The organism is Sphingobium sp. RAC03, assembly GCF_001713415.1.
Taxonomy (GTDB): domain Bacteria; phylum Pseudomonadota; class Alphaproteobacteria; order Sphingomonadales; family Sphingomonadaceae; genus Sphingobium.
This window is the reverse complement of sequence record NZ_CP016453.1, coordinates 82,645-94,034: the sequence shown is the minus strand read 5'-3', so window position 1 is coordinate 94,034 and position 11,390 is coordinate 82,645. Positions and strand designations below refer to the sequence as shown.

Sequence of the window (11,390 nt, the reverse complement as noted above, 5' to 3'; positions counted from 1 at the left end):
GTCGCAGGAACTGGTCGAGATTGGACGATACTATAGTCGATCAGCAAGACCGTCGGTTGATCGGGCCATTTCGGCGATGGCGCTGGCCTGTATCCAGTCATGCCGTGCCTGCGTAGCCGTCGCGATGCACAGCACGGTTTCCGTGTCCGAATAGGGGTCCGATGGCCAGGCGAAGGTCAGGAAAGCATCTGGCAGATAGGTGTCCAGACGCGCCAGGATATCTGTGCCAAAAGCGCGCAGGCGACCATGATCGTCGCCGCGCGGAAATCCCCATTCCAGCGTGGTTTGCCGCGTCGGCACGGTGCGAAAGGATAGCAGCAGCACGCCATCATCGGCCAACGCCGCCCGCAATTGCATCAAGGTCGCCTGAATGTCCGCCACCTGCTCCAGCATGTCGAGGCACAATATCATAGCATAGCGTTTGTCGGCGGCCGGTGCCACGAGCGTAGCGCCTTCATGCGTTGGCGCGATCAGGTCGAATTGGGCAAACCAGCCGCCCGCCGCGACGCGATGCCGCCCATATTGCAATCCCATGGTACGCAAGGCCGGGTCCGACCGAAGCACCTCCAACACCTGGCGCATGGCGCGGTGCCGTGCCGTCGCGTTGCAACCGGCGCAGACATGGTCGTGGCCGACCATATCGTCCGCTTGTCGGCGGTTCGGCCGCACCGTCTTGCCGCCGCAGATATTGCACTGGAATGGTTTGCTGATCGGCGATGCTGCTTGGGGTAGAAGGACGGGCAGGACGGCCACAAAGCTTTGCCAGTCGCGCTGCCCTTCGGGGCGGTCGGCGATCCAGTGGCGCAGCCTGTCCATGGCTTGCGTTTCGCGTTCGCTCATGGGCTCGTGCAACAGCGCGCGCAATTGCGCCCAATGATCGGCTATCCGCGTGCGCGCAGCATTGATCGCGCGCCGTTCTTGCTCTTGCAATGGCGTCATCAGGGCCGCTTTACCCAACGCCTCGGCCCAGCTGTGGCTCAGCCGCTCCGTCATGCCCAGTTGCTCCAGGAAACCGGCGAACTTGACCATCCGAGGCCGGGCAATGACGAGCGCTGGCTTTTCATAGGCAAGCGCGGTGATCAGCCCGTGCATGGAAGAACCGACATAGCAGGCGGCATGGGCGATCAGAGCCGCAATTTCCTTCAGACCTTCGGGCTGATCCAGTATCAGCACTGGTATCGGCAGCAATGCGCCGACGCGCTGGGCCAATTGATCGTCACCATGGCAGGGTCCGATCGCGATGAGTACCGGCACAGCGTTCAGCCGGTCGGCCAGCGCTGCCACCTGCCTTCCCTGCTCGGCCTCATCCGCGTCGAGATAGCGGCTGTTCACATGCACGGCCACCCAGCGATCGGGCACGGCCATGCCGCGCCGCGTAAAGGCCGCCTCGGCGATGGCGCGCAAGTCCGCCGCAGGCCAGAGCGCAGCGAGGTCAAGCGCGGTGTCTGGTAAAATCTGGACGGATGCATCGCCCAATTTTCCGAGGAAATTGCGGCTTGCCTCGTCCCGCACGGCCACCTGTGCGCTAGCGGCCAGGATGGCGTCGCTCAAGGTTCGCACCGGGCCACGCAGTAGCGGGTGGGGCAGGCCGGGCGCATTCCAGGCGATCCGTCCGCCCGTCTGCGCAGCGATCAGCCCCGCGCCCAGCCACAACGCCGCATAGCTGCCCTGCGCGCCGAAGCGTGTTTCGGCATAGTCGGGCAACGGCGTGCTGGTCGCATGGATGATGTTGCCGCCCCCGATGACATGCAGGTCCGCCGAACAATCGGCTGCGGTCTCGATCGGCAGGCAGGGGACGGTGTCGTCCCAGGCCGGTTTGCCGCCACGCGGGGAATAAGCGTGAAAATCCTCTTCGGGGATGCCCAGCCGATCGCGCAGCAGCAGCGGAAACAACAGGTCGCCATAGTTGAGGACGTCGAATGTTCCATAAAGCGCGACGCGCGGGCCTGTGCCGGAACTGTCCGGTGGCGAATTATTTGCATCGTTCACGCGGCCAAGCCTCCCATGTCTTGAGGACAGAGCTACTATGGCCTATCGCGTTGGTAAACCGCCTTGTTGGCCGATGGACGGGAACATAAGCCATGTTGGAGCAGCACGCAGAGCCCCGCTATCAAGCCATTTCGCGCCCCTGCGCGGAGGCGGTCGAATTGGCGACCCGCGTTCTGGCGACCCATGCCGACCCGCTTATCGCGGAAGTCGGGATCGGCATCGGTGCGACGTCGCTGGCCTTGGCGCGCGCGATGGATCATCGCGGCACGCTATGGCTGTTCGATTTCGACAGCCGCGTGCAGGAATTGCGCGCCGACCTTGCCGACATCGGCTATCGCAATGTCGAGATTGTCGGCAACTCGCGACGCACCTTCGACAGCTATGGCTGGACGCTCGCGATGCTGACGCGGCGCGCGCGCATCGACCGGCCCGAAGGCATGTTCGACTTCATCTATCTGGATGGCGGACATCTTTATCAATATGATACGTTGGCAGCGGTCTGTTGCAAGGAACTGCTCAAGCCGGGCGGCTATTTGCTGCTCGACGATTATGACTGGACCATCGCGAAATCGCCGACGATGCGACCCTCGCATAATCCATCCGTGCTGGCGGATTATAGCGAGGAGCAGATCGAATTGTCGCATGTCGAGATGATATGCAGCCTGCTGCTCGACCCCGATGCCGGTTTTGAACAGATACCCCTGGGCTATCGCGACGTGGAGCATCGGCGCGCCTACCGAAAGCTATGAGCCGGGTACCCAGACGCAGGTTCGCCACCCGATGACGGACCTTCGTGCCGCCGACACGGCAGCCCTGGTGGCTCTGCTTGCACAAGCACCGCCCGGTGCGCACATCATGCTCGACGCGCCGCGCTATGATCTGGCGCAGGACATTCTGCTGGATCATGCGATCACTCTATGGGGAGAGGACGGCCTCCTACCCATCCTGCATTTCATCGATCCGCGTCATGGCCTCACGATGCGGGGCGATGGCAGCCAGCTTCAGTCGTTAGCGCTGACCGGGAGCGGGCATCGGGCTACGTCATTGCTGACGGTCGCTGCGGATGATTGCGTGTTGGACGGCGTCCGCATCGTCGGCGTGCAGGGAAGCGGCTTGCGGGCGGACGGATGCCAACGATTCACCATTACCGACCTGATCGTTAAGGACGCAGGCCAGCAGGCCGCGACATTTACCCGGTGCGACCAGCTTCGATTGACGGTAAAAGCCCGCAACATCGCCCACCGCGCCGCCGCGCCCGCCATCCATCTGATCGATTGCGATGGGTTTTCGATCGATGCCGACATCGACGATGTGAATGGCAGTGCGATCACTGTCGAGCGTAGCGAAGCCGGAGAAAGCGCATGTACAGGTGGGATCAGGCTCCGTGCCAGCAAGGTGCGGCGTGCGTTGTCCCTGCTTGGTCGCCGGGATGCGCCGATCGAGGCGATTGCCGTTGATGTCGATGCTGGTACATGGACGGAATGCGCCATGCTGCTTTCCAATGTCCGGTCGGTCCGTGTCGATCTGACGCTCCGGTCGACGGATATTCTGCCGTCGCTCATCTTCAATGGCGGCTTCGGGGTGCGCGACAGCCATATCGACATCCATCAGCCTGCGGATGCGGCGGCCTTGCCGTCATCGCTCGTGCGCGGATTGGACCAGAATTCCGGCAATATCGTCAATGTACAGGAACTGGCTACCGCTGGCTCAGAGCCGGCGGCCTGGGCCGTGGCACCTGCCTTGCAAGCACGGCTGGATGCGATCGGTAGGCCCGGCTTTGCTGTTTATGAAATGGCGGACCGCTGCAATCTATGCGGATGGGAAGGACTGTTTCGCCGCACCCACGCCAGCGAACGGGAAACGCTGGCTTGTCATGATTGCCGGGCCACATTGCGCTATCGCGAACAGGCCAAAACCCTAGTCGATCGCTTGGGTGGCGGCCGTTTCGACACGTTGGCCGCGCTGGCAGCGTCGGACCTATTGCCGAAACTGGACATATTCGAAGCTGGCTTTTCAGGGCCATTGCGCCGTTGGCTGGGCCGCGCGCGCCGCTACGAACAATCCTTCTATGAACCGGGCGTACCCAGCGGAACGCGGCGCGGTGCCTTGACCTGTCAGGATCTGATGGCGACCTCCTTTGCCGATGACAGTTTCGATGTCGTCATCACGTCCGACATGTTCGAACATATCCGCAAGCCAATGCTGGCCTTCGCCGAAGTCCATCGCATTTTGCGTCCGGGCGGATTGCACATATGGACCGTGCCGATCGGCATGCCGCCCCCGCCGGTCACGCGGGCGCGTGTGGACACCAGCGGGCCGGAGGACATCATGCTGTTACCGCCGGTCTATCATGGATCGGGTGCGGACAGCCTGTCGCTGGTCTATACCGATTTCGGCCGGGATATTAACCAGATATTGTCGGCCATGGGGTTGCCGACCACCGCCATTCCTTATCGTGGCGGGGCGGGGCATGTTGTCGGCGTGACGCTCATATCAACAAAGGCGCTTTAAGCCGCGCTCAGGCTACGGCCTGCCCGGATTGTCGCAAATCCTCTGCTGTACAAAAATGTACCTGCGCCTTCCCCTTGGCCTTGGATCGGTACAGGGCGGTATCGGCAAAAGCCATCAGCCGCTCCAGCTCCAGGCCAAATTCGGGGGCCATCGCAATGCCCACGCTGACCGTAATGCGCATTTCTATCCCATCGACCAGATAGGGTTCGCTCAACTGCTTGATGATGCGCCGGGCAAGCAGGTCGGCTTGGTCCTGATGCCGCACATGGCCTTGGAGCAGCAGAAATTCGTCGCCACCCAGACGGCACGCCACATCCTCTGTCCGGATCATGCTCTGCAGCCGCCGCGCCACCTCCCGCAGCACCGCATCGCCAGCGGGATGGCCATATCGATCGTTGATCGCCTTGAAGCCGTCGAGATCCAGATAATGGACCGCCATCTGGTCGCCAATGTCCGATGATTGCACGTTGGTTTGAAAAGTCTCCCGCAACAACAGGCGGTTGGGCAGGCCCGTGAGCGGATCGAAGCGCGCAAGCGTCGCCAGATCATGTTTGGTGGTCAAATGTTCGACGGACGAAGCATAGAGATGCCGCACCGACTGCAAGCTCATCAGCGCGACCGTGACCAGCAGCAGGGCTTGCAGGGCAAAAAACTCGGCGTGCAGCAATTGATCATATTCGCGCGTGGCATGGATCAGCATGGCGACCGCCGTCGGCAGAACCACCAGCGACAAGCTCATGACGCATAGCTTGGGGCGAGAGGCGTTGCGCGATACTATTCCCGCACCAAAGGTGAAGATGAGGCTGATCGTTGCGATATGCACGAGCGGCTCGTGCGCGGACAAGGCACGTATGTGGAGCGCCGCCAGCAATAGCGCGAATATATAGGTCAAAAACGCATAGCGTCTCTCCCATGCCTTCAGCGCTGGGATATCCTGCGTAGTGCTTCCCGCGCGATTATAGGCTTTTATGAGCCAGACACGCGCCATGGTGATCACAATGGCAATACCGGTCAGAACGGCTATCACGCCATCCTGCCATTTGAGAAAGATCAGCGTGCCGACAAGGGCGTAGAGGATGCCAAAGCCGATGATCGGCATCGCCATGGCAAAGAGCGTGGAGACGAGGTCGCGATAGACGGCGTCCGGCAGGCTACTCTCACCTGCCGCGCTGAATGCCGAAATCCGGCGATGCGTTCCATTCTTGGCGCGTCTCTCCATACGCCATCATGGGCGCAAGAATGTTAACAGTATCCTACCGGTGCGCCGAACCGAAAAGGCTTCCGCTTCACGCGACCCTCGGTGCCGACCCTGCCAGGCGGTAGCCGACACCGGGTTCATTGATGATCAGCTTCGGGCGCGACGGATCCGCTTCGACCTTCTTGCGCAGGGCGCGAATGGCGACGCGGAGGTAATCGACATCGTCGCGATGGGCCACACCCCAGACGGTTTCGAGCAACGTCCTGTGCGTCAGCACGCGGCCGGGCTTTTCGCACAACGCCCATAGCAGGTCGAACTCGCGCGGGGTCAGCGCCACCGCCCCGCCACCGATCGTCACGGCATGGGCTTCACGATCGATCGTGCCGCCTTCGAACACCCGCCGTTGTGGGTCGGCGCGACTACCCGTCTTGCGCCGCAGCGCCGAGCGTATGCGCGCCAGCAGTTCGGCGCTGTCGAAGGGTTTGGTCACGAAATCATCGGCGCCAAGGTCCAGCGCCGCCACCTTTTCGTCGGTGGCATCGCGGGCGGTCAGCACGATGACCGCCAATCCGGCCTCCACCAGTTGCGGGATGATCTCCAACCCGTCCCGATCGGGCAAGCCAAGGTCGAGCAGGGCCACCAGCGGATGGGGCTGAACGGCCGCCAGCAGCAACGCTTCGGCGGCTGTCGATGCCTCGGCATAGGTCAGCCCCGTCCGATCAAGCGCGCCCACCAGCAAGCGCCGGATCGCGGGCTCATCCTCAACGATCAGCACATCCTTATGCATCGGCAGCGCGTCCTTCCGCTTCATCCTTGGGGCGCCCCGGCAATATGACCTCGAACATCGCGCCCCCACCCGCCCGGTTGCCAGCCGTTATCGTCCCGCCGACTGCTTCGGTAAAATTCTTGGCGATCCACAGGCCAAGGCCCGATCCACCGACCCGGTCGCTCCCCTCCAGCCGGTGGAAGCGATCGAACAAGGCGTCGGTGTCGGCGGGCAGGCCGGGGCCGGAATCCAGCACGCGGCACAGGACATCGCCGTCGCGGCAGAGCAATTCGACCTCCACCTGCGCCGTCACAGGCGAAAATTTGAGCGCATTGTCGATGAGGTTGATCAACACATGGCGCAACAACAGCGGATCGCTGGACACGAATGGGCAATCGCCGTCGATCCGCGTCGTGACCCGCGCACCTGCCTCGTCCTGACGCAGTGCCCGCAGGACGTCGGTGATGATATCGGTCAGGTCCACACTCTCCCATCGCGGTTCGATCGCGCCATGTTCGATCCTGGACGCTTCCAGCAGATCGTCGAGAAAGCGCTGCAACCGCCGCGATTCCGAACGGGCGATGCCGATCTCTTCGGCGAACGCTCCTTCCGCCGGGATCGCCTCCGTCGCAGCGATCACGGCCGTAAGCGGGGTGCGCAGGTCATGCGCGATGCTGCCCAATAACGCGCCGCGCAGGCGGTCCCGCTCCCGCAAAGCATCGACTTGGCGCGCCTGTCCCTCCAGCACGATGCGTTCATGCGCCAGTGCGGTCTGGTCCACGAGCGAGGCGAGCATGACCGCATCGTCGGGCCGGATGATCCGCTCCTGCGAAGGCCGCGCCAGTCCCAGCGCGCCCATGGTGCCAAGAGATGTCTTGAGCGGATGGAATTGCCAATCGGATGCGTTCAATGTGCCCGTATCGCGTCCCGTCGCTATACCCTGTTCCAGCGCCCAGCGGACCGCGGCTTCGTCGATCATGTCAATCCGGCGATAGGCGTCATTGCCGCGCACGACGATATCGCCATCCTCAATCGTGACGATCACCGCCTCGACATCGAGCAGATTGCCGATTTCGCGGCAAGCTACCCGCGCCGTCTCCTCCTTCTCCGACAGTCCCCCCATCAAGCCCGCAAAGCGCGCCAGCGACGCATTAAGGCGCGCGACCCCGGCGCTCGTTTCGGCCTGCCGCCGGATGCGTCCGGCAAGCCAGCCGACCACGGCCGCGACCAGTGCCAGCACGGCAAAGGTGATGACATTCTGGGGATCGTCTATGGTCAAGCTATGGAGGGGCGGGATGAAGAAGAAATTATAGCAAAGCGCAGCCCAGACCGCCGACCAGAGACCCGCGCGCAGCCGCAGCACCGTGGCGGACAGAATGACGGGGATCAACAGCAACAGGTCGATCGCGCCGAACGGCAGCCAGGACTGGGCCAGGCGCAACAGGGCAACGGTCGCAACGACGATCGCAAAAGCCACCAGATCGTCGCGGGCAAAGGCGGCTTCACGCGGCTTGTCGGGCCTCTCGTCCGCATCGCTGAGCGGCACGACATGCACTGCAACCCCCTGCGCCTTGCGGATCACGTCCTGGGCGATCGATCCATGCCGCCATTCGAACCAGCGCGACCGGCGGCTCTTGCCGATCACGATCTGGCTGGCCCGCAATTGTCGGGCCTGATCGACCAGCGCGTCCCCGACATGGTCGGCCGCAACGGTCATCAGCGACGCACCGAGCGAGGCCGCCAGCGCCAGATTGTCGGCCAACTGCTCGCGCTGCGCGCCGACGATCGCGCGCGCCCGGCCGCTTTCCACCACCACGGCGGTCCAGGGCGCATGAAATATATCGGCCATCCGCCTGGCATGGCGGACGACCTGCGCCCCGCCCTTGCCGGGGCTGACCGCGACCATCAGCCGCTCGCCCGCGACGAAATCGCCTTCGTCGCCCGCGGTGCGCAACTGATCGCTCAGGCGCCGGTCCACGCTGCGGGCGGCAAAGCGCAGCGCCAGTTCGCGCAATGCCGCCAGCTTGGTCGGCGTGAAGAAGTTGGAGAGCGCCCGGCCCGCCGTGTCGGGCAGATAGATTTTGCCCGCCGCCAGTCGCTCGATCAAGGCATCGGGGGGCAGGTCGACGATAATCAGTTCGGCGTCGTCCAATATCTGGTCGGGCACGGTTTCCCGCACGTGGATATGGGTGAAGCCCGCCACGACGTCATTAAGGCTTTCGATATGCTGGATATTGACCGTGGTGGCGACATCGATGCCCGCCGCCAGCAATTCCTCCACATCCTGCCACCGCTTGGGGTGTCGGCTGCCCGGCGCATTGCTATGCGCCAGTTCATCGACCAAAATCAGCCCCGGATGCCGCGTGATCGCAGCGTCGATGTCAAACTCGTCCAGCGCATGGCCCTGATGATCGACGCGGTGGCGCGGCAATATGCGCAACGGTTCGAGCAGCAGCGCCGTCTCGCTGCGGCCATGGGTTTCCGCCACGCCGACGACGACATCCACACCCTCCGCCTGTCGCCGCGCCGCGTCCTGCAACATGCGATAGGTCTTACCGACGCCTGGCGCAGCACCCAGATAGACGGTCAGACGCCCGCGCTGCTCCTGGCGTGCCAGCCGCAGATAATGGTCGGCATCGGTGGAGGGGGTGGATTGGGTCATCGCTGGACCTGCTCTATGGCTTCACGCGATCCAGCGCCAGATTGAGTTGCAGCACATTGACGATCGGGTCGGGCGCGAAGGGGCCACCCGGCACGATCGCGCCATCATTGACCAGCCGCGCCACCGCCGCTGGATCGATACCGCGCGCGCGCGCTACCCGCCGCACCTGATACAGTGCCCCACCGCGCGAGATATGCGGGTCCAGACCGCCGCCGGACGCCGCCACCAGATCGGCCGGTACAGGATTGGCGGGCGTTGCCCCATAGCGCGCGACGGTGTCGGCGGCCCGCTTGGCCAGTGTCTCGCTGGTCGGCGACAGGTTGCTACCCGCCGCGCCCATGGCATCATAATCGGCGGCCGAGGGGCGCGGCCAGAAATAACGGTCGGACGTAAATTTTTGCGCGACCAGTTCGCTGCCGACCGCCCGGCCATCGACTATGATGATCGATCCATTGGCCCGGAACGGCGCGACGCTCTGCGCGAAGGTGAGAACGAGCAGCGTGTAGCCGACAACGCAAACAAGCAGCGTCACCAGCCACAGGCGGAGCGAGGGAATGAGATAGGCCATTGCGTATAATCCTTTCGACCAAGAGGCCGCTTAGCGCATCAATGTCACATGTTCGGCGATCGGGCCGAGCGCGGCGGCGGGGAAGAAGGTCAGCGCGCCGAAGATTAGGATGGTGATCACCAGCATGATGCCGAAACTGCCGCCCTCCACGCTCAGCGTGCCAGCGCTTTCGGCGCTGCGCTTCTTGGCCATCAGCGATCCAACGATCGCCAGCGGCACGATGATCGGCAGATAGCGTCCGATCAGCATGACCAGCCCGGTGGCGATGTTCCAAGGCACCCTATTATCGCCCAACCCTTCGAATCCTGACCCGTTATTCGCGCCCGCCGAGCTGAATTCGTAGAGGATTTCGGAAAAGCCATGCGCGCCGACGTTGTGCAGCGTCGCCTGTCCCCAGGTGGTTGCGGCGAACAGGGCGGTGCCACCCAATATGAGCAGGGCGTGGCTGAACAGTGCCAATATGGCGAGCCGCATTTCCCCGCCTTCGACCTTGTGACCCAGATATTCGGGCGTCCGGCCCACCATCATCCCGGCGATGAAGACCGCCACCACAATGTAGAGGAACATGTTGATCATCCCCACGCCAACCCCGCCAAAGGTGGCGTTGAGCCACATGCCGATCATCGGCATCAGGCCGGTGAGGGGGTTAAGGCTGTCATGCATGGCCGCGACCGATCCATTGCTGGTCGACGTGGTCAGCACCGCCCAGAGCGGCCCGGTCGTGGCACCAAGGCGCAATTCCTTGCCCTCCAGATTGCCGACATCCTGCATCACCGGCAGATGGACGAAGGCCTGGGTCGGCGCGGCCTCGAAGGCGACTGATCCGCCAATCTTCAACAGTAGGAAGGCGAGCATGACAGCGAAAATCACGCCGGCATGTTTCATCCGCCCGATGATCCGCCCGAACATCCACACACAGGCCATGGGAATGGTGATGATGGCAATCATCGAAAAGCCGTTCGACCAGAAGTTCGGGTTTTCCAACGGGTGCGTCGAGTTGGGACCAAAGAAACCGCCGCCATTGGTGCCCAATTGCTTGATCGCGACAAACGCGGCGGCAGGCCCGCGCGCGATTGTCTGCGCTACGCCCTCCAGCGTCGTTGCATGGGCCGCGCCTTCGAAGGTCATCGGGACGCCACTCAGCGCCAGCGCCAGCGCGACGAGGATCGCCAGTGGCAAAAGCACGCAAAAGGTCGCGCGTTGCAGGTCGAGGAAGAAATTGCCCATGCTTGCTTGCCCGGCAATCCCGCGTGCGAGTGCCGCAAGGGCCGCGATCCCGGTGGCAGCCGACACGAATTGCAGCCACATCAGCCCGCCAAGCTGGGCCAGATAGCTCCAGCTGCTTTCACCGGAATAATGCTGCAAATTGGTGTTGGTGGTGAAGGACGCCGCGGTATTGAACACCAGGTCGACCGATGCGGCGGTCTGGCCATCGGGATTGAGCGGCAGCCAATGTTGTGTCGCCAGAAGTGCAAAAACGAACACGAACATCAGGGCGTTGAACGCCAGCAGCGCGACCGAATAGTGCTTCCAATCCTGCTGCGGCGCACGCCCCGCAACCCGCACAAACAGGCCATCGGCGCGCGCGAAGCGCCCCGAAAACAGCGCCGCCATATAGTGGCCAAGCGGCCAGGACAGCAGCGCCGCGCCGCCGACGATCAGGATGATGGTGAGAATGGCTGTGAACATGATCTGG

At 63.1% G+C, this 11,390-nt stretch carries 8 protein-coding genes; 2 read left to right on the top strand and 6 right to left on the bottom strand.

Annotated elements, in window-relative coordinates:
* Positions 1-30: 30 nt before the first annotated feature.
* Positions 31-1,989, bottom strand: coding sequence for a polysaccharide pyruvyl transferase family protein (locus BSY17_RS00360; RefSeq protein WP_069063883.1), 1,959 nt, complete (start codon positions 1,987-1,989; stop codon positions 31-33).
* Between the two features lie 92 nt (positions 1,990-2,081).
* On the opposite strand from BSY17_RS00360, the gene BSY17_RS00355 reads away from it, so the two are divergent.
* Positions 2,082-2,738, top strand: coding sequence for a class I SAM-dependent methyltransferase (locus BSY17_RS00355; RefSeq protein WP_037475618.1), 657 nt, complete (start codon positions 2,082-2,084; stop codon positions 2,736-2,738).
* A gap of 31 nt (positions 2,739-2,769) precedes the next feature.
* Complete coding sequence (locus BSY17_RS00350) at positions 2,770-4,500, top strand: class I SAM-dependent methyltransferase (protein ID WP_069063882.1); 1,731 nt, start codon at positions 2,770-2,772, stop codon at positions 4,498-4,500.
* Positions 4,501-4,507: 7 nt separating this feature from the next.
* Here the strand turns inward: BSY17_RS00350 and BSY17_RS00345 are convergent, their stop codons facing one another.
* The 5 genes from BSY17_RS00345 to kdpA form a co-directional block, all read right to left on the bottom strand.
* Positions 4,508-5,719, bottom strand: a complete 1,212-nt coding sequence (locus BSY17_RS00345) for a GGDEF domain-containing protein (RefSeq protein ID WP_237236164.1) — start codon at positions 5,717-5,719, stop codon at positions 4,508-4,510.
* A gap of 67 nt (positions 5,720-5,786) precedes the next feature.
* Positions 5,787-6,509, bottom strand: a complete 723-nt coding sequence (locus BSY17_RS00340) for a response regulator (RefSeq protein WP_237236162.1) — start codon at positions 6,507-6,509, stop codon at positions 5,787-5,789.
* Positions 6,478-9,126: a sensor histidine kinase gene (locus BSY17_RS00335; protein WP_069063881.1), complete on the bottom strand. Its 2,649-nt coding sequence runs from the start codon at positions 9,124-9,126 to the stop codon at positions 6,478-6,480. Before BSY17_RS00335 ends, BSY17_RS00340 begins: the two co-directional genes overlap by 32 nt.
* 13 nt (positions 9,127-9,139) lie before the next feature.
* The gene (locus BSY17_RS00330; protein ID WP_069063880.1) at positions 9,140-9,694 is read right to left on the bottom strand and encodes a potassium-transporting ATPase subunit C; all 555 of its coding nucleotides are present in this window, start codon (positions 9,692-9,694) and stop codon (positions 9,140-9,142) included.
* Between the two features lie 30 nt (positions 9,695-9,724).
* On the bottom strand, positions 9,725-11,383 hold the full coding sequence (gene kdpA / locus BSY17_RS00325; RefSeq protein WP_171899153.1) for a potassium-transporting ATPase subunit KdpA: 1,659 nt from the start codon (positions 11,381-11,383) through the stop codon (positions 9,725-9,727).
* Between the last annotated feature and the right edge of the window lie 7 nt (positions 11,384-11,390).

Excerpts from the sequence above, each read along its gene's own strand:
- BSY17_RS00355 (WP_037475618.1), top strand. The coding sequence starts at position 2,082 with ATGTTGGAGCAGCACGCAGAGCCCCGCTATCAAGCCATTTCGCGCCCC.
- BSY17_RS00350 (WP_069063882.1), top strand. The coding sequence starts at position 2,770 with ATGACGGACCTTCGTGCCGCCGACACGGCAGCCCTGGTGGCTCTGCTT.
- BSY17_RS00345 (WP_237236164.1), bottom strand. The coding sequence starts at position 5,719 with ATGGAGAGACGCGCCAAGAATGGAACGCATCGCCGGATTTCGGCATTC.
- BSY17_RS00340 (WP_237236162.1), bottom strand. The coding sequence starts at position 6,509 with ATGAAGCGGAAGGACGCGCTGCCGATGCATAAGGATGTGCTGATCGTT.
- BSY17_RS00335 (WP_069063881.1), bottom strand. The coding sequence starts at position 9,126 with ATGACCCAATCCACCCCCTCCACCGATGCCGACCATTATCTGCGGCTG.
- BSY17_RS00330 (WP_069063880.1), bottom strand. The coding sequence starts at position 9,694 with ATGGCCTATCTCATTCCCTCGCTCCGCCTGTGGCTGGTGACGCTGCTT.
- kdpA (WP_171899153.1), bottom strand. The coding sequence starts at position 11,383 with ATGTTCACAGCCATTCTCACCATCATCCTGATCGTCGGCGGCGCGGCG.